A 17,231-nucleotide genomic window follows, 5' to 3' on the forward strand; every position below is an offset into this window, starting at 1 on the left:
CACCACCTTCGCGCCCGCCGCCGCGGGCGATCATGCGTCGCCGTCGCCGTCGCCGTCGTCGTCGTCGTCCGCCGTCCCGCCCGAGGGCGACGGTCTCGTCATGGCCGACTTCTCCGCCTTCGACGAGGCCGATCGCGCCGCCGTCTACCGCGCCATCGCGACGCGGCGCGACGTGCGCGGCGAGTTTAGGCCGGATCCGATCGAACCGGATGTACTGCGGCGCCTGCTCGAGGCGGCGCACCGGGCGCCGTCGGTCGGCTTCATGCAGCCGTGGAACTTCCTCGTCCTGCGCGATCCGGCGGTGCGGGCGCAGCTCCACGACGCCTTCCTCGAGGCACGCGAGCGCGAGGCGGCGCTCTTCCCGGACGACCGGGCGGCGATCCATCGCCGGCTGAAGCTCGAGGGGCTGCGCGAGGCGCCGGTCGTCGTCGTCGTCACCTGCGACCGCGATCGGGCTGGACCGGTGGTGCTGGGGCGGAGCGCCGATCCGGCGACGGATCTCTACAGCTGCGTCTGCGCGGTGCAGAACCTGTGGCTGGCGGCTCGGGCGGAAGGCATCGGCGTCGGCTGGGTCTCGATCCTCGACAAGGACCGGGTGCGCGCCGTGCTCGGCATTCCGGAGGCGATCGAGATCGTCGCCTGCCTCTGTCTCGGCCGGGTCGACGCCGCCTTCGCCTCGCCGGAACTGGAGCAGCGGGGATGGCGGCAGCGGCTGTCGCTCGACGACCTCGTCTTCGAAGAGGCGTGGGGGCAGCGCGCCGCCGACGATCAGGGCACGATGCGGGCGTGGACCACGGCGACCTCGTCGGCGTAGACGCGGCGCCAGCCGGGCGAGCGGTCGAGGAGATCGATCGCCGCCGTGCCGGTGGACAGCAGCGTCCAGCCGATCTTCGGATCGGAAAAGACCTTGTCGAAGCTCGACAGCCCCTGCAGCGACACCGCCCTGCGATAGAGCGCGACGCGCTTGCCGCCGTAGAGCTCGGTGCGGCCGTCGATGAAGGTCGGGACCCCTCGCGCGATCAGGAAGCCGCCGAAGCCGTAGTCGTTCAGCACCGCGCCGGTCACGCCGGCGGCACGGGCGGCGGCGAGGGCCTCGGCGGGGGCATTGTCGCGCGGCGGGGCGATGTCGCGCAGCGGCAGCGTCGCCGCGGCGAGGAGGGCGAGGACGAGGGCACCGATCGTCAGGGCCCGCGGTGGGGGCGGGACGTCGCCGTCCGGCCGGCCGATGCGGGCGGCGATCGGCTCGATCGCCACCAGCGTGCCGACCAGCGTCAGCAGCGCGGTGTGGCGGACATGGGCGAGCGCCATGTGGAAGAGCAGGAGCAGCAGCAGCAGCCGCGCGAGCGGGATGCGGGCGCCCGCCGTGGCGAGCAACGCGATCACCGGCAGCAGCACCGCTTCCAGCGGGTTGAAGCCGGCGAAACTCTGCGGCCGCCATTCCATGATCGAATCCTGCAGCCCCTCGATGCCGATCACCGAGAAGGCGGCCTTCCAGGTGCCCCAGCCGTAGGGATGCACCAGCGTCGCCAACGCCGCGGCGAGGCCGAAGAGGCCCCAGCGCAGGGCGAGACCGCGGCGATCGGCCGGATCGGCCCGCATCAGCGCCTCGAGCGCGACGATCGGCACGACGCCGAGGCCGAAGAGCCAGGAGGCGTGGAGATTGGCCCAGACCACCATCACCAGGAGGAGTGCGGGGCGGGGCGCGCGGGCCTCTTCCGCCGCACGGAGGAGGCCGAGCGTCCACAGGACCGTCGGCAACCAGGCGAGCGCGTGCGGCCGGGCGAGGATCTGGCCGGCCATCAGCATGTAGACCAGGGCGAGCACCAGCGGCGTCACCAGCGCCGGCAGGCGGGCGAAGGCCTCGCGTGCCAGCACCAGCACGGCGGCGGTGGCGACGGCGGCGGTCAGCGCCACCACGCCCGCCCAGCCGGCGAGGCGGAAGGCGAGGGCGAAGAGCACCTGGCTCAGCCATTCCTTGGCGATCCACGGCTCGCCCGCGACCGTGTGCGACCACAGGTCGACGGTCGGGAAGGCGCGGTGCGTCAGGATCCAGTTGCCGATCGTCGCGTGCCACATCGAATCGGGATCGCCGAGGACGCGGGAGCCGCTCGCCGCCAGCAGCGCGAAGAGGAGGGCTGCGGTCGCGACGAGCGTCGCCGTCGGCACCTTCGCCCGTGGCACGGGCGGTGCGAGCACGGCGAGCGAGCGCAGGAAGGCGAGCACGGGCGAGGAGGCGTGATCGGGCATGGCGGGCCGGCGTGCGAGAGGCGAGGGGCGCGACGGCGTCGCGGCCCGAAACCCGGAGGGGCTTCGAGCCGCGAGCGTGTCACGATCCACCTTGCGATAGTCTCAACGCCGGAGCGTTTCCGGGCGGGCGCCCTGCGCGATCACGCCTTGACGCGGACGTAGGAGCCCGGCGCGTCCTCGATGATCTTCAGCTTGCCGCCGCCGGGCTCGCGCGCCGGCACCATCTCGGGGGCGAGCGAGAACAGCCAGTCGCGCCAGTGCGGCCACCAGGTGCCGGGGTGCTCGGTCGCCTTCGCATACCAGCCCTCGATGGTGCCCTCGACCCTGGGGCCGGTCCAGAACTGGTACTTCGGCTTGTCGGCCGGGTTGACCACGCCGGCGATGTGGCCGGAGCCGCCGACCACGAACTGGACCTCGCCGCCGAAGAACTTCGATCCCTCGAACACCGACTTCGCCGGGGCGATGTGGTCCTCGCGGGCGGCGAGGTTGTAGATCGGGATCGTCACCTTGGAGAGGTCGAGCTTGACGCCCGCCAGCTCCATCTTGCCCTTGGTGAGGTTGTTCTCGAGGTAGCAGTTGCGCAGGTAGTAGCTGTGGTTGGCCGCCGGCATGCGCGTACTGTCGGAGTTCCAGTAGAGCAGGTCGAAGGGGAAGGGCTCCTTGCCCTTCAGGTAGTTGTTGACGAAATAGGGCCAGATCAGGTCGTTCGAGCGCAGCATGTTGAAGGCCGTCGCCATCGAGCGGCCCTCGAGATAGCCGTGCTCGGCCATCTTGGCCTCGACGATGCCGATCTGGTCCTCGTCGACGAAGACCATCAGCTCGCCGGCATGGGTGAAGTCGACCTGGGTGGTGAAGAGCGTCGCCGACCTGATCCGGTCGTCGCCGGTCGCGGCGCACCAGGCGAGCGTCACCGACAGCAGCGTGCCGCCGACGCAGTAGCCGATGGTGTCGACCTCGCGCTCGCCGGTCGCCTTCTCGATCACGTCGATGCTCTCGAGAATGCCTTCCTTCATGTAGTGTTCGAAGGACTTCTTGGCCTGATGCTCGTCCGGGTTGACCCAGGAGACGACGAAGACCGTGAACCCTTGCGCCACCGCCCAGCGGATGAAGCTCTTCTCGGGGTTGAGATCGAGAATGTAGAACTTGTTGATCCACGGCGGCACGATCAGCAGCGGCCGCTTGCGCACCGTCTCGGTGGTCGGCGTGTACTGGATCAGCTGGCAGACGTCGTTCTGCCAGATCACCTTGCCGGGGGTCATGGCGAGGTTCTCGCCGACCTTGAAGCGGCTCGGATCGGACTGACGGATCTTCAGATCACCGCCGCCGGCGACGATGTCCTCGGCGAACATCCGCATGCCGCGCACGAGGTTCTCGCCGTTCGAGGACAGCGTCTCGCGCAACAGCTCGGGGTTGGTGACGAGGAAGTTCGAGGGCGCCAGTGCCGCCGTGATCTGGCGCATCCAGAACTCGGCCTTGGTGCGGGTGCGTTCGTCGAGCTCGGCCTGCTGGACGAGATCCTCGGCCCAGCGCGAGGTGATCAGATAGAACTGCTTCAGGAAGTCGAAGAAGGCGTTTTCCTGCCACTCCGGATCGGCGAAGCGCTTGTCCTTGGGGTCGGGCGAGGCGACGGGGTCGGGATGGTCGCCGGACATGCGGCGCAGCGTCGCCGACCACAGGTCCATCCAGCCGCCGACCAGACGGGTCTGGGCCTCGATGGTGCGGGCGGGATCGGCCAGCCACCACTCGCCGACATGGGCGAGGGTCTTGGTGACGATCGCGAGCTCCTCGGCGAGGTCGGACTTCAGCTTGCCCTGCTCGCGCGGCTCGATATAGGCGGCGGCGGCGCGCCCGGCCTGTTCGATCGCGCGCGCGATGTTCGTGGCGAAGGCGTCCGGGTTGTTCACGAAATAGCGCAGAAGCGGATTCTGCTCGTTTTCGGCCATGAACGTCTCTCTTCCCTTCCGACGGTCGATCTGCTTCTTTCCGTGGCCGGGCCGTCGGAACCCATTGTTCACCACGTCGGGCCGTCTGCGACCTCTGGTTCTGGTGACATGTGTCGCCGAACGAGTATGATCGCATGGAACCCTTGTCTGAACGGGATGCTCGCAGGTCGTGACGAAACGGGCAACGCAGAATCTCATAGCACAAAGACGAGTGCCGATCGTCGCGCTCGGCGCATCGCTGATCGCCGGTCTCGTCGCGGGCTGCTCCTCCGGCGACTACGTCGTCGGCTCGTCTTCGGTGCCCGCGCCGACGACCCGCACGGCCGTGGCCGCGCCGGCTGCCGTGCCGCAGGTGCCGGGCGGTGCGCCGACCACGGCCTTCGTCCACACGCCCGGGAACGCCAATGCCGGTCTCTCCAGCGCGACCGGACAGGACGGCTATCCCAACATCAACGTCGACACCGCGCGCCGCCTCGGCACGCCGGTGCGCAACGCCGCCGACCAGGACAGGCTCGAGGCCGAGCTCCTGGCGCTGGGCGCCCGTCAGCGCGCCGGTGCCGACGCCTCGGCGCCGTCCTCGGTGATCGGCGAGCTCAAGGACCTCGGCCGTCGCTCCAAGACCGACGCCGAGAAGCTGATCGAATCCGGCGCCGTGCCGGAATGACGCCCGGACCGTACGCGAGGGCGTCGAGCTCTTCGCGCGCGGAGGCGACATCGGCGGGTGCCAAGTTCATCGACATCTGCTAAAAGGCGGTCCCCTCGCCGGGCAGGACGCCCGGTCGGGGCGCCGCGAATCGTGCCGGTTCGCCGGGGCAGGAGGCCTCGCGCGAGCTGATCGGCACGAACGGACGTGACGACGTGACTTCGTCGTCCGCGCGCCGAAGACACATGGGCGACGCGACGACGCCGACGAGAAGGTCAGGACCGATGGACGAGTTTCACAAGATCCGGCGACTGCCGGTTTACGTCTTCGAACAGGTCAACCGTCTCAAGGCACAGGCACGAGCTCGTGGCGCCGACATCATCGATCTCGGCATGGGCAACCCCGATCTGCCGACCCCGCGCTTCATCGAGGAAAAGCTGATCGAGACGATCGGCAAGCCGCGCACCAACCGCTATTCGACCTCGAAGGGCATCCCCGGTCTGCGGCGCGCCCAGGCGCACTACTACGAGCGCCGCTTCGGCGTGAAGCTCAATCCCGACACCCAGATCGTCGCGACGCTGGGCTCGAAGGAAGGCTTCGCCAACATGGCGCAGGCGATCACGGCGCCGGGCGACGTGGTGCTCTGCCCGAACCCGTCCTATCCGATCCACGCCTTCGGCTTCCTGATGGTCGGCGGCGTCATCCGCTCGATCCCGATCGAGCCGGGGCCGGAGTTCTTCCGGGCGATGGAGCGGGCGGTCATCCACTCGATCCCCAAGCCGATCGCCGTCATCCTGTGCTATCCGTCGAACCCGACGGCGGTGACCGCCGATCTCGATTTCTACAAGGACGTCATCGCCTTCGCCAAGAAGCACGAGCTCTTCGTGCTGTCGGATCTCGCCTATTCCGAGATCTATTTCGACGACACGCCGCCGCCCTCGGTGCTGCAGGTGCCGGGCGCCATGGACGTGGCGGCGGAGTTCACCTCCATGTCGAAGTCCTTCTCGATGCCGGGCTGGCGCATGGGCTTCGCCGTCGGCAACGAACGGCTGATCGCGGCGCTGACGCGGGTCAAGTCCTACCTCGACTACGGCGCCTACACGCCGATCCAGGTGGCGGCTAGCCATGCGCTCAACTCCGGCGACGAGTGCATCGCCGAGATCCGCGAGGTCTACAAGAAGCGCCGCGACGTGATGGTCGAGGCCTTCAACGCCGCCGGCTTCCCGATTCCGGCGCCCAAGGCCTCGATGTTCGCCTGGGCCAAGATCCCGGAGAAGTTCCGTCACCTCGGCTCGGTGGAGTTCTCCAAGCTCCTGATCGAAAAGGCCGACGTGGCGGTGGCGCCGGGCATCGGCTTCGGTGAGCAGGGCGACGAATACGTCCGCGTCGCGCTGGTGGAGAACGAGCAGCGCCTGCGTCAGGCGGCGCGCAACATCCGCCGCTTCTTCGAGACGGCCGACCAGACGCTGCACAACGTCATCCCGCTGAGCGCGAACGGCTGATCGACCGCGCTCGTCAAGATCTCGGCCCGGGCGGCGGTCGCCGACCGCCCCCGGCACCTCGATGGAAGCCGAACATGCAATCCTCTCTCCGTCTCGGCATCGCCGGTCTCGGCGTCGTCGGTGCCTCCGTGGTCGGCGTGCTGCAGAAACACGCGGCCGACCTGTCGCAGCGCTGCGGTCGCAAGATCACGGTGCGCGCCGTCTGCGCCCGTGACCGCACCAAGGATCGTGGCGTCGACCTCTCGGGCATGAACTGGTTCCAGGACCCGGTGAAGCTCGCCGAGAGCCCCGACATCGACGTCTTCGTCGAGCTGATGGGCGGCGCCGGCGGCGTCGCCGAGGCTTCGGTGCGTGCGGCGCTCGCCTCCGGCAAGCACGTCGTCACCGCCAACAAGGCGCTGCTCGCCAAGCACGGCGTCGAACTCGCCCGTCTGGCGGAAGAGAAGGGCGTCAGCCTCAACTTCGAGGCGGCGGTCGCCGGTGGCATCCCGATCATCAAGACGCTGCGCGAGAGCCTCGCCGGCAATCGCGTCGATCGGGTCTTCGGTATCCTCAACGGCACCTGCAACTACATCCTGACGCGGATGCAGGCCGAGCGGCTGACCTTCGACGTCTGCGTCAAGGAAGCCCAGCGGCTCGGCTATGCCGAGGCCGATCCGACCTTCGACGTCGGCGGCTTCGACACCGCCCACAAGCTGGCGCTGCTGACGTCGCTCGCCTTCGGCACGCAGATCGATGCCGATCGGATCGCGATCGAAGGCATCGAGGCGATCACCCTCGACGACATCGAGAAGGCCGACGAGCTCGGCTACAAGATCAAGCTGCTCGGCATCGCCGAGCGCGCGGCCGGCGGCGGCATCGAGCAGCGGGTCCATCCGACCATGGTGCCGAAGTCCTCGGCCATCGCCCGCATCGACGGCGTGCTCAACGCCGTCGCGGTCGAGGCGGACTACGTCGGCAAGCTGATGCTGGTCGGCCCGGGGGCGGGCGGCGACGCCACCGCCTCGTCGGTCGTCTCCGACATCGCCGACATCGCCCGCGGCACGGCGCTGTCGACCATGGGCAAGCCGTCCGAGCACATGGCGCCGTATCTCTCGTCGAACGGCTCGGGCCATTCCGGCGGCTACTACGTCCGCCTCGAGGTGCACGACCGTCCCGGCGCCTTCGCGGCGATCGCGACGCGGATGGCCGAGCGCGGCATCAGCCTCGAATCGATCGTCCAGCGCGCCCGCCGGCCTTCCGCCGATGCGCCCGACGCGGTCACGCCGAACGAGCCGCAGCCGGTGATCATGCTGACCTACCGGACCACCGAGGCCGCCATTCGCGCAGCGCTTTCGGACATCGAGGGCGACGGACACGTCGCCTCGACGCCGCGCTTCATCCGTATCGAGACCTTCTGAACGAGGCTCGAAGCCCGCCGAGGCGGGAACAGGGGAGACAGCCGATGCCGTCGGCCAAGACGAAGACGCACAGGCCCGAAGAGGCCGTGGCGCTCGATCGGATCCTGACCTTGGAACTGGCGCGCACCACCGAGCGCACCGCCGTCGCCGCCGCCCGCCTGCGCGGCCGTGGCGACGAGATCGCCGCCGACAAGGTGGCGGTCGCCGCCATGCGGCGCGAGCTCAACCGCCTGCCCGTCGAGGGAACGGTCGTCATCGGCGAGGGCGAGCGCGACGAGGTCGAGGAGCTGTGGATCGGCGAGACCGTCGGCACCGGCAAGGGCCCGGCGGTCGACATCGCCGTGGTGCCGCTCGAGGGCACGACGATCTGCGCCAAGAACCTGCCGAATTCGATCTCGGTCGTCGCCGTGGCCGAGGCCGGCAGCCTGCTCAAGGCGCCCGACGTCTACATGGACAAGATCGCCATCGGTCCGGGTTATCCGGCAGGCCTCGTCGGGCTCGACCGTACGCCGGCCGAGAACATCAGGGCACTCGCCGAAGCCAAGGGCGTGCCGATCTCCGAGATCACCGCCTGCATCCTCGACCGGCCGCGCCACGCGCGGCTGATCGAGGAGGTGCGGGCGGTCGGCGCCTCGATCCGGCTGATCGGCGACGGCGACGTCGCCTCGGTCATCCACACGACCGAACCGGACGAGACCGGCATCGACATCCATCTCGGCATCGGCGGCGCGCCCGAGGGCGTGCTGGCGGCGGCGGCGCTGCGCTGCATCGGCGGGCAGATGGAAGGCCGGCTGATGCTCGACCGGCCCGACAAGATCGCGCGGGCCCGCGATCTCGGCATCACCGACCCGCACAAGGTCTACGGCCTCGAGGAGATGGTGCGGGGCGACGTGCTCTTCGCCGCCACCGGCATCACCGACGGCAACTTCCTCAACGGGGTGAAGTTCGGCCGCGGCCAGATCACCACCCACACGGTGGTGATGCGCTCGTCCTCCGGCACGGTGCGCTGGATCCGGGCGCGGCACATGCACTCCGACAAGTTCGAGGTGTGACCGGGACCGGCCGCCGGGCGTGCCGCGGGCTTTGCCGCGGTGCGGTCTCGCGGCAGGATCGCGGGCGACACCGATTCTCCGCGGGGCACGAGCCATGCGACTGACCGGGTTTGCCGAGGAAGACGACGCGCGCGCCGTGCTCGGCGTGACCGCGTCCGCATCCGGCCGCGCCTGGCGCGACCGGCTCGACGTCGCCGGCGCGCAAGCCGCGCTCGGCATGGCCCAGCGGCTCGACCTGCCCGAGATCGTCGCGCGCGTCCTCGCCGGTCGCGGCGTCGGTGTCGACGAGGCGCGCGACTTCCTCGATCCGACCGTCAAGGCCCTGATGCCCGATCCCTCGACCGTCACGGCGATGGACGAAGGTGCGGCACGGCTCGCCGATGCGGTCGAACGCGGCGAGCAAATCGCGCTCTTCGCCGACTACGACGTCGACGGTGCGACCTCGGCGGCGTTGGTGAAGCGCCATCTCGTCCGCTTGGGGCTCGAGCCGCTGGTCTACGTGCCGGATCGCCTGATCGAGGGCTACGGGCCGAACGCGGAAGCGATCGAAGGGCTGGCGCGGGCCGGTGCGAGCCTCCTCGTCACGCTCGACTGCGGCTCGACCAGTTTCGAGGCGCTGGATCACGCCCGCGCCCTCGGGCTCGAGACGGTGGTGATCGATCACCACCAGTGCGGCGTCGATCTGCCGCCGGCGCTCGCGGTGATCAATCCCAACCGTCACGACGATCTCTCCGGCCTCGGCCATCTCTCCGCCGTCGGCGTCGCCTTCGTGACGATGGTGGCGCTGTCGCGCGAGCTCAGGCGTCGCGGCTTCTTCGCGGGGCGGAAGGAGCCCGATCTCCTGACGCTGCTCGACCTCGTGGCGCTCGGCACGGTCGCCGACGTGGTGCCGCTCCTCGGGCTCAACCGCGCCTTCGTGGTCAAGGGCCTGCAGGTGGCACGCAAGCGCGGCAACGTCGGGCTCGCGGCGCTCGCCGCCGTGGCGCGGGTCAACGGGCCGCTGTCGCCCTATCACCTCGGCTTCCTGATCGGGCCGCGCATCAATGCCGGCGGGCGCATCGGCGATGCCGGGCTCGGCTCGCGGCTGCTCGCCACCGACGATCCGGTCGAGGCCGAGCGCATCGCCGCCGAACTCGACCGGCTCAACAAGGAGCGGCAGGTGATGGAGGCGGCGATGGTCGAGGAGGCCGACGCCCAGGTCGTCGCCCGCCACGGCACCGATCCCGGCCCGATCGTCGTCGTCGGCTCGCCCGACTGGCACCCCGGTGTCGTCGGCCTGATCGCCTCGCGCCTCAAGGAGCGCTGGCACCGGCCCGCGCTCGCGGTCTCCTTCGATCGCGGCGATCTCGGCACCGGCTCGGCGCGCTCGGTCGCCGGCGTCGATCTCGGCGCGGCGGTGCGCGCCGCCGTCGAGGCGGGGCTGGCGGTCAAGGGCGGCGGCCACAAGATGGCGGCGGGCCTGACGGTCTCGCGCGACCGGCTCGACGCGGTGCGCGACTTCCTCTCGGAGCGGATCGCCGCGGGCGTCGAGGCGGCGCTGGAGCGGCGCGATCTCGCGATCGACGGCGCGCTGACGGCGGCGGGCGCCACCGTGAACCTCGTCGAGACGATCGAACGGGCCGGGCCCTTCGGTGCCGGTCAGCCCGAACCGCTCTTCGCCTTCCCGGCGCACCGCGTCACCTTCGCCGACGAAGTGGGGCAGGGGCACGTGCGGGCGACGCTGGCGGCGGGAAACGGCTCGACCCTCAAGGCGATCGCCTTCCGCGCGGCGAACGAGCCGATCGGTCGGACCATCCTGGATGCACGCGGCGAGACGCTGCACGTGGTGGGTGCGCTCGGTCTGGACCACTGGCAAGGTGATGCAAGAGTGCAACTACGCATCGTCGATGTCTGCCGACCGCGGATCGGGGGCTTGTGACGCCCGAATTATTCCCCTTTCTGGGGCCAGAGATTCACCATTCGGTAACGTGAAGGATTCGATCCTGTCGGAGCCGTGTGTTGCCGAATTCGAGGGTTTTTCATGTCTGTCATCGGGGAAGGCGTCGTCGTGAGCATGGTCGACAGCGGAGAGAAGATTCGGGTTTCGCGGCGGGATCGCCGCCTCGTTCGTGCCGCGCTGGCGATCATCGCCGTGCTGGCCGTGACCGACGCGGTTCTCTATCTCGGCCAGATCATCTGATCGCGTCCGGCGCCTCTGTGCGCCGCGATCCGTCGAAAAAAGACGCCGCCTTCGGGCGGCGTCTTTTTCATGTCCGCCTCATTTCGGGCGGTCGCCCCGGTCCCGCCCGAGCCACCAGCCGGCAGCGAGCAGTACGGCGAGGACACCCGCCGCGACCAGCACGAAGAGGCCGAGTTCGCCGGCGCGGGCCGCGCCGACGCCCTGGCGGGTGACGATCGCCACGAGCGCCAGCACCAGTGCCGCTGCGCCGAGACGGCCGGGATCGCGCATGAAGGAGCGGGGATCCTTCGCCATGAAACCTCCTCAGCCGCCGGTGAGTTCGCCGAGCAGCCCATCGAGTGCGCCGACGAGGGCATCGACGTGCGTGTCGGTGGTCGAAGGCGCGATCAGCATCATGTTGTGGAAGGGCGTGATGACGAGGCCTCGCTCGATCAGGGCGAGGCGCAGCGCGCCCTCGATCTCGGCGTCGCCGATCAGCGCCGCCTCGCCGCCGGTGCGCGGCCGCGTGGGCGACAGCATGAATTCGACCCGGGCTCCGACCGAGGTGACGACCCAGGGCAGGCCGTGCCGGGCGATGACGCCCTCGAGGGCGCGCGCGAGGCGGCCGGCGCGGGCGATCATGCCGGCGTAGGCCTCCTCCGTCATGACCTCGGCGAGGTTCGCCCGCATGGCGGCGACGGCGAGGGCATTGGCGGTCAGCGTCGTGCCCATGCCGGAATAGCCGGGCGTGGCGGCACGGGCGGCGCGCATGGCGCGTTCGACCTCTTCCGTGAAGCCCCAGACCGCGGCGGGCAGGCCGCCGGCGATCGGCTTGCCGACGACGAAGAAGTCGGGTTCGAGCCCGTGGGCGCGGGTGTAGCCGCCGGGGCCGGAGGAGATCGTGTGGGTCTCGTCGATGGCGAGCAGCGTGCCGTGGCGGCGGGTGATCTCACGCAGGCGTTCGTGATAGCCGGGCTCGGGCAACACCATGCCGATGTTGGTCATCACCGGTTCGGCGAGCACCAGCGCCACCGAGCGGTCGGCGAGCGCTTCCTCGAGGGCGGCCGTGTCGTTGAACTGGACGACGCGGGTGTGCTCGGCGAGCGGCCAGACCTGGCCCATCAGGCCGGGGCGCAGGATCGGCTTTCCGTCTCTCAAGCGGACGTGGGTGTCGTCGACCGCGCCGTGATAGGCGCCGTCGAAGATCAGGATGTCGGGCCGGCCCGTCGCGGCGCGCGCCCAGCGGATCACCGAGCGGTTGGCGTCCGACGCCGTCATGGTGATCTGCCAGCGCGGCAGGCCGAAGCGCCCGGCGAGCATGCGGCCGACCTCGGGGACGAGGGCGGACGGCATCATCGCCGTCATGCCGCGCGCCGCCTGTCGCTCGATCGCGGCGACGACGGGCGCCGGCGCATGGCCGAACATCGAGCCGGTGTCGCCGAGGCAGAAGTCGATGTGGGCGATGCCGTCGACGTCGATCAGCGTCGAGCCGTGGGCCTCGCTCACGAAGAGCGGGAAGGGCAGGCCCCAGTCGGTCATCCAGTGGAGCGGCACGCCGTCGAGCCAGTGTTCGGCCGCCTCGCGTGCCAGTGCGGCGGAGCGGAGGCGACGCTCGGCGAAGCGGGCGCGTTCGCGCGCGGTCAGCGCCGCGAGGCGTGAAAGGTCGATGCCGTGGCGGCGGCCGGAGGCCGGGAACTGGGTCTCGCTGGTCGTCATGTCGTCCTCGATCGCGACGGGGGCACGAAACTGTGCGATCGCTCGAGGAGGAAGGCAAGCGACCTCAGCGCAACGACAGCGCCGCCAGAGTCATGGCGATGAGGCAGACGAGCACGAAGGCGTCGAAGCCGGTGATCGAGGGCAGGCGAGAGAAGAGACGAGACAGAGCGGTCATGCCGAACATCCCGATACGCGACGGAAACCGGAGGGTGCGTGTTGGAAACACGAGAATCGTGACATCGACGTGACGAACGTCAAGCGACCGACCACGCACACGGAAATTTGTTCGTGTGACGGGGGTGCTGTCGCTCGTGCGGCGTCTCCGGCACACTCGAATCCCACGACTCGAACGATTCGCACGCGGCTCCTCTTGTCGTCACGACGGCGGCGAGCCAGATTTGACGAGGGACGGGTCAGAGGAGACGCCCATGGTCGTCGATTCCTCCCGAACGATCGGCCCCGCCACGGGTGCGGCGGCGAGCGGTCTCGATCTGTCGAGCCTGTCCACCGGTCGCCAGCTCGAGGCGCGGGTGACGGCGCTCGCCGGTCAGATGGCGACGCTGGCGAGTCGTCACGGCACGCTCGAAGTCGATCTCGGCAAGGCCAAGGTCGCGGTCGGCGACGTCCTGCGCTTCGAAGTGCAGGCGGTGCCGGGCGGTGACGGCAAGAGCGGCATCCGCCTCGAACTCCTGCCGAACGAACAACCGACCACGACGCAGGCAGCGACGGCTCCCGCGGTCGATCCGGCGCGCGCGGCGCTGGGGCGGGCGGTGGCGCGGGCGGTGACGGCGCAGAGCGGTCTGGCACCGCTCTACGGTGCGCTGTCCGGCCTGTCGAGCGCGCCGGCCGGCAACGTGCCCGATCCGGTTCGCTCGATCGTCGACCAGATCCTCGGCGGGCGGTTGGCCGCGTCGGGGTCGGTCTCGGCGGCCTCGGTGGCGGCGGCCTTCCGCAATTCCGGGCTCTTCACGGAGTCGACGCGCGCGGCGCGCGGCGGCGTGGCGGCGCCCGCAGGCGATCAGGATCTGAAGGCGGTCTTCACCTCACTGCGCGACGCGCTCACCAAGTGGGTCGGCAACGCCGCGCCGGCCGGATCGGCGACGGCGGGGACCGCCGCAGCAGCTTCGACGGCGTCGGCGACGACGGGCGGCGCCGCGGCTGGGCAGGCGGGCACGCCGGCTCAGCGTGCGGCGACGGGCGGCGAGGCGCCGGCCTCGTCGAGTGGGCTCGCGGTGCGTGCGGCCTATGGCGGGGCGGCGCAGGCGGCCGCCGCGGCTCAGCCGCAGACTTCCGGCCAGCCCCAGACCGCGCCGACCTCGTCCGGCCGGACCCAGGTGCCGCCGGACGTTCTGCCCGATGGCCGCGGTCGTCTGGCCGCCGCAGCCTATGGCGTGCCGTCGCCGGCCGCGCGGGTCGCCGTGCCGCCGGGCGCGGGACAGAGCGGTGCGGCCGTGCCGACGCCGCAGAGTGGCGCATCGGCGCCCACGACGACGGCCGCCGCCGCGACACCGGCTTCACCGCCGCCGGTCACGGGATCACCCGTGCCGCCGAGTCCGGCTGCGACGCAGGCCGCGCCCGCGATACCTTCGGACACGACGAACCCGGCCCCGTCGGCGGCCCCGGTGGCACAGGCGCCCGCGCCCGCACCCACGCCTGCGGCGACACCGGGCGCCGGGGCGACCGTGACGGCACCGGCCGTCGTCGACGGCCCCGAGATGCCGGCGGTGGCGCCGACCGTGCCCCAGGCCCCGGCGACCACGACGGCGCCGACGACGCCTCCCACGGCGCCTCCCACGGTCCCCCCCTCGACGCAGCCTTCCGGCGATGCGGCGGTGCCGAATGCCGGGGCCGCGACCGCGACGCCGAACACGACTCCACCCCCGTCGGGGACGGTGCCCGTCGCCACGAATGTCGGGGCGCCCACGACCACGACCGTTTCGGCCGCTCCGGCCGGTGCGGCGCAGGTTCCGACTGCGGGTCAGACGCCGGCGCACGGGCCGACGGCGATCGCCGGACCCACGGGCGGCGTCATGCTGATTCGCGACAGCGGGCAGCCGCAGATCGCTCCCGACGGCACGCCCAAGCCGGCGACGGCGAGCACGACAGCCGCGACCGATCCGAACGTCGTCGTGGTGGCGCCGGCCGCCGAGGGCGACGAACAGGCGTTGGCGGCGGCCTTCCGGTTGGTGCGGGCGGTCGCCGCCGATCTCGGTCTCGCCGAAGGGGCGGCCGACGAGGCGGCGTCGCTCGGGGCGGGGATCGTGGCCTCCCCCCGCGAACGCGCCGGCAAGGCGCCGCCGCCGCCGCGCAAGGGGGCGCCGCCGATCGCCCAGGACCCGTCGGTCGGCGAACGCGCCGATACGGTGGAGGCGGTCGAACAGCTGGCACGCAAGACGCTGGAGCGCGCCGACGGGGCGCTGCAGCGCATTCTCCTCGAGCAATGGGCGGTGCTCGACACCTCGGGCGAGGCGGCGGCGTCGGTGCAGCGCGGCGGCAAGGAATGGACGGCCGAGCTGCCGCTCGCCACCCGCGACGGAACGTCGATCGTGCAGATGACGGTCGAGCGCGACGGCAAGCAGGGCGGACAGTCGGGTGAGACCGCGAAGGTCGGTTGGCGGGTGCGTTTCGCCCTCGACGTCGAGCCGATCGGGCCGGTTCATGCGCAGATCGGCCTGTCGGGTGAGCATCTCTCGGTCGGGCTGTGGATCGAGCGGCCGGAGATGGCGGAAAAGCTCGCCGCCGACATCGGCTCGCTCACTTCGGCGCTGGCGGACGGCGGCAGCGTGCTCGAGGCGGTCCATGTCTCGGCCGGCGAGCCGCCGGCGACGCGGGCCGAGGCGCAGAGCACGTCCGGCCACTTCATCGACGTCAGTCTCTGAGGGCTCCATGGCGAACGAGACCGACGACAAGAAACTGGCGGTGGCCCTCAAGTGGGAGGGGCAGGGTGTCCCCACCGTGGTCGCCAAGGGCGAGGGCCACGTCGCCGACCAGATCGTCGCGCGCGCCGAGGAGGCGGGCGTGGCGGTGGAGGAGAACCCGCTGCTCGCCAAGGCGCTGTCGGCGGTCGAGCTCGATCGTCAGATCCCCGAGACGCTGTTCAAGGCGGTCGCCGAGGTCATTTCCTTCGTGCTGCGCTCGTCGGGCAAGATGAAGTGAGGCGGGGTTTCGTTCGGGCGCAGCTGTTTCGGTGCCAGGGTGCGCGATGCTTCGAGACGCGCCTTCGGCGCTCCTCAGCATGAGGCGCCTCGGGTTTCATCGAGCAAAATCAAACGCCTCATGCTGAGGAGCGGGCCGAAGGCCCGCGTCTCGAAGCATCGCGCACGACGGTGCGGCGACCGCCGGCTCGGCGGCCCGCATCCCCCTCACCCCCGGCAATGCTCGATCAGCCGGTCGACGAAGGTGCCGCACTTGTCGAGCTCGACCTTCTCGATGAACTCGTTCGGAATGTGCGCCTGGCCGATCGAGCCGGGGCCGACCACGACGGTGGGCATGCGCCCCATGGCGACGAAGAGGCCGGCCTCGGTGCCGTAGGCGACCTTGGTGTGGTCGTTGCGGCCGGCGAGGCGCTTGGCGAGCACCGTCGCGTCCGCCTCGGGCGGCGTGTCGAAGCCGGGGAAGCCGTTGACGCGCTCGATCGTCACGCCGGTCTCGGGCGCTCGCGCCTTCATCCAGGGCTCGATCACGGTCGCCACATGGGCGCGCAGTTCGTCCTCGAAGGGCTGGTGGTCGACGCCGGCGAGCATGCGGAACTCGAACTCGAAGACACAGTGCTCCGGCACGATGTTCAGCGCCGTGCCGCCGTGGATGGTGCCGACGTGGGAGGTCGAGAAGGGCACGTCGTAGAGCGGATCGCGCGGGCCTTCGGTCTCGAAGCGCCGGCCGATCGCGCGGATCTCGGCGATCACCTCCGCCGCCGCCTCGATGGCGTTGACGCCCGAGGGCGCGAGCGACGAGTGGCAGGAATGCCCGCGGACCGTCACCCGATAGGACCACTTGGCCTTGTGGGCGACGACGACGGCCATGTTGGTCGGCTCGCCGACGAAGGCGGCGAGCGGGGTCGCCGGGGCCAGTTCGTCGATGCGGGCGAGGGCGTTGCGGACGCCGATGCAGCCGACCTCCTCGTCGTGCGAGAGACAGAGGTGGATCGGCTGCTTCAGGGGGGCGGCGACCATCTCGGGCAGGCGCGACAGGCAGACGGCGGCGAAGCCCTTCATGTCGGAGGTGCCGCGGCCGTAGAGGCGCGAGCCGATATCGGTCAGCACGAAGGGATCGGTCGCCCAGTCCTGATCATCGACGGGGACGACGTCGGTGTGGCCGGAGAGGACGTAGCCGGGGACGTCGCGCGGGCCGATCGTCGCCCACAGGCAGGCCTTGGTGCCGGTCGGATCGAGCACCCGCTCGAAATGCACGCCGTACTCGGCGAGCATCGCCTCCACCCACTCGATCAGCGGGAGGTTGGAGTTGCGGCTCGTCGTGTCGAAGGCGACGAGGCGGGCGAGGATCTCGGTGGCGGAAAGGGTCATCGGGCGCGGGATGTCCGGTCGCGAAAGGGAACCGCCGCCTCGTGAGG

Annotated in this window: 14 protein-coding genes; 9 read left to right on the forward strand and 5 right to left on the reverse strand. The window is 70.7% G+C overall.

From position 1 onward, the window contains the following. Positions 1 to 100: 100 nt before the first annotated feature. Complete coding sequence (gene bluB / locus ACT541_RS09530) at positions 101 to 814, forward strand: 5,6-dimethylbenzimidazole synthase (RefSeq protein WP_476137513.1); 714 nt, start codon at positions 101 to 103, stop codon at positions 812 to 814. On the opposite strand, the gene ACT541_RS09535 is transcribed toward bluB, so the two are convergent. Next, positions 769 to 2,247 (reverse strand): hypothetical protein, encoded by a 1,479-nt coding sequence (locus ACT541_RS09535; protein ID WP_476136278.1) that lies wholly within the window; start codon positions 2,245 to 2,247, stop codon positions 769 to 771. The two genes, bluB and ACT541_RS09535, sit on opposite strands and share 46 nt — an antisense overlap. A 140-nt stretch (positions 2,248 to 2,387) precedes the next feature. Next, entirely contained in the window at positions 2,388 to 4,190 is a 1,803-nt protein-coding gene (phaC, locus tag ACT541_RS09540) for a class I poly(R)-hydroxyalkanoic acid synthase (RefSeq protein ID WP_476136280.1), read from the reverse strand. Positions 4,191 to 4,401: 211 nt separating this feature from the next. Between phaC and ACT541_RS09545 the strand changes: the two genes are divergently transcribed. The 6 genes from ACT541_RS09545 (at position 4,402) to ACT541_RS09570 (ending at position 10,966) form a co-directional block, all read left to right on the forward strand. Next, on the forward strand, positions 4,402 to 4,854 hold the full coding sequence (locus ACT541_RS09545; protein WP_476136281.1) for a hypothetical protein: 453 nt from the start codon (positions 4,402 to 4,404) through the stop codon (positions 4,852 to 4,854). 263 nt (positions 4,855 to 5,117) lie between these two features. Further along, entirely contained in the window at positions 5,118 to 6,335 is a 1,218-nt protein-coding gene (locus ACT541_RS09550; RefSeq protein WP_476136283.1) for an LL-diaminopimelate aminotransferase, read from the forward strand. A 74-nt stretch (positions 6,336 to 6,409) separates the two neighbouring features. After that, positions 6,410 to 7,735, forward strand: coding sequence for a homoserine dehydrogenase (locus ACT541_RS09555; RefSeq protein ID WP_476136285.1), 1,326 nt, complete (start codon positions 6,410 to 6,412; stop codon positions 7,733 to 7,735). Between the two features lie 44 nt (positions 7,736 to 7,779). After that, entirely contained in the window at positions 7,780 to 8,787 is a 1,008-nt protein-coding gene (glpX, locus tag ACT541_RS09560; protein ID WP_476136287.1) for a class II fructose-bisphosphatase, read from the forward strand. Positions 8,788 to 8,881: 94 nt separating this feature from the next. Further along, positions 8,882 to 10,705: a single-stranded-DNA-specific exonuclease RecJ gene (recJ, locus tag ACT541_RS09565; protein ID WP_476136288.1), complete on the forward strand. Its 1,824-nt coding sequence runs from the start codon at positions 8,882 to 8,884 to the stop codon at positions 10,703 to 10,705. 102 nt (positions 10,706 to 10,807) lie between these two features. Next, entirely contained in the window at positions 10,808 to 10,966 is a 159-nt protein-coding gene (locus ACT541_RS09570) for a hypothetical protein (protein WP_476136290.1), read from the forward strand. 78 nt (positions 10,967 to 11,044) lie between these two features. Here the strand turns inward: ACT541_RS09570 and ACT541_RS09575 are convergent, their stop codons facing one another. Next, entirely contained in the window at positions 11,045 to 11,260 is a 216-nt protein-coding gene (locus ACT541_RS09575) for a hypothetical protein (RefSeq protein WP_476136292.1), read from the reverse strand. A 9-nt stretch (positions 11,261 to 11,269) separates the two neighbouring features. Next, the gene (locus tag ACT541_RS09580; RefSeq protein ID WP_476136293.1) at positions 11,270 to 12,661 is read right to left on the reverse strand and encodes an aspartate aminotransferase family protein; all 1,392 of its coding nucleotides are present in this window, start codon (positions 12,659 to 12,661) and stop codon (positions 11,270 to 11,272) included. A gap of 428 nt (positions 12,662 to 13,089) precedes the next feature. On the opposite strand from ACT541_RS09580, the gene ACT541_RS09585 reads away from it, so the two are divergent. Continuing rightward, positions 13,090 to 15,540: a flagellar hook-length control protein FliK gene (locus ACT541_RS09585; RefSeq protein WP_476136295.1), complete on the forward strand. Its 2,451-nt coding sequence runs from the start codon at positions 13,090 to 13,092 to the stop codon at positions 15,538 to 15,540. A gap of 7 nt (positions 15,541 to 15,547) precedes the next feature. Next, positions 15,548 to 15,817, forward strand: coding sequence for an EscU/YscU/HrcU family type III secretion system export apparatus switch protein (locus ACT541_RS09590; RefSeq protein ID WP_476136296.1), 270 nt, complete (start codon positions 15,548 to 15,550; stop codon positions 15,815 to 15,817). 206 nt (positions 15,818 to 16,023) lie between these two features. On the opposite strand, the gene argE is transcribed toward ACT541_RS09590, so the two are convergent. Continuing rightward, complete coding sequence (gene argE, locus ACT541_RS09595; protein WP_476136298.1) at positions 16,024 to 17,184, reverse strand: acetylornithine deacetylase; 1,161 nt, start codon at positions 17,182 to 17,184, stop codon at positions 16,024 to 16,026. Positions 17,185 to 17,231: the final 47 nt, after the last annotated feature.

The sequence above is a fragment of the Pinisolibacter sp. DMC100 genome (genome assembly GCF_056313705.1).

Bases quoted from the DNA above. Each gene is read 5' to 3' on its own strand.
- bluB (WP_476137513.1), top strand. From the start codon at position 101: ATGGCCGACTTCTCCGCCTTCGACGAGGCCGATCGCGCCGCCGTCTAC.
- ACT541_RS09535 (WP_476136278.1), bottom strand. From the start codon at position 2,247: ATGCCCGATCACGCCTCCTCGCCCGTGCTCGCCTTCCTGCGCTCGCTC.
- phaC (WP_476136280.1), bottom strand. From the start codon at position 4,190: ATGGCCGAAAACGAGCAGAATCCGCTTCTGCGCTATTTCGTGAACAAC.
- ACT541_RS09550 (WP_476136283.1), top strand. From the start codon at position 5,118: ATGGACGAGTTTCACAAGATCCGGCGACTGCCGGTTTACGTCTTCGAA.
- ACT541_RS09555 (WP_476136285.1), top strand. From the start codon at position 6,410: ATGCAATCCTCTCTCCGTCTCGGCATCGCCGGTCTCGGCGTCGTCGGT.
- glpX (WP_476136287.1), top strand. From the start codon at position 7,780: ATGCCGTCGGCCAAGACGAAGACGCACAGGCCCGAAGAGGCCGTGGCG.
- recJ (WP_476136288.1), top strand. From the start codon at position 8,882: ATGCGACTGACCGGGTTTGCCGAGGAAGACGACGCGCGCGCCGTGCTC.
- ACT541_RS09570 (WP_476136290.1), top strand. From the start codon at position 10,808: ATGTCTGTCATCGGGGAAGGCGTCGTCGTGAGCATGGTCGACAGCGGA.
- ACT541_RS09575 (WP_476136292.1), bottom strand. From the start codon at position 11,260: ATGGCGAAGGATCCCCGCTCCTTCATGCGCGATCCCGGCCGTCTCGGC.
- ACT541_RS09580 (WP_476136293.1), bottom strand. From the start codon at position 12,661: ATGACGACCAGCGAGACCCAGTTCCCGGCCTCCGGCCGCCGCCACGGC.
- ACT541_RS09585 (WP_476136295.1), top strand. From the start codon at position 13,090: ATGGTCGTCGATTCCTCCCGAACGATCGGCCCCGCCACGGGTGCGGCG.
- ACT541_RS09590 (WP_476136296.1), top strand. From the start codon at position 15,548: ATGGCGAACGAGACCGACGACAAGAAACTGGCGGTGGCCCTCAAGTGG.
- argE (WP_476136298.1), bottom strand. From the start codon at position 17,184: ATGACCCTTTCCGCCACCGAGATCCTCGCCCGCCTCGTCGCCTTCGAC.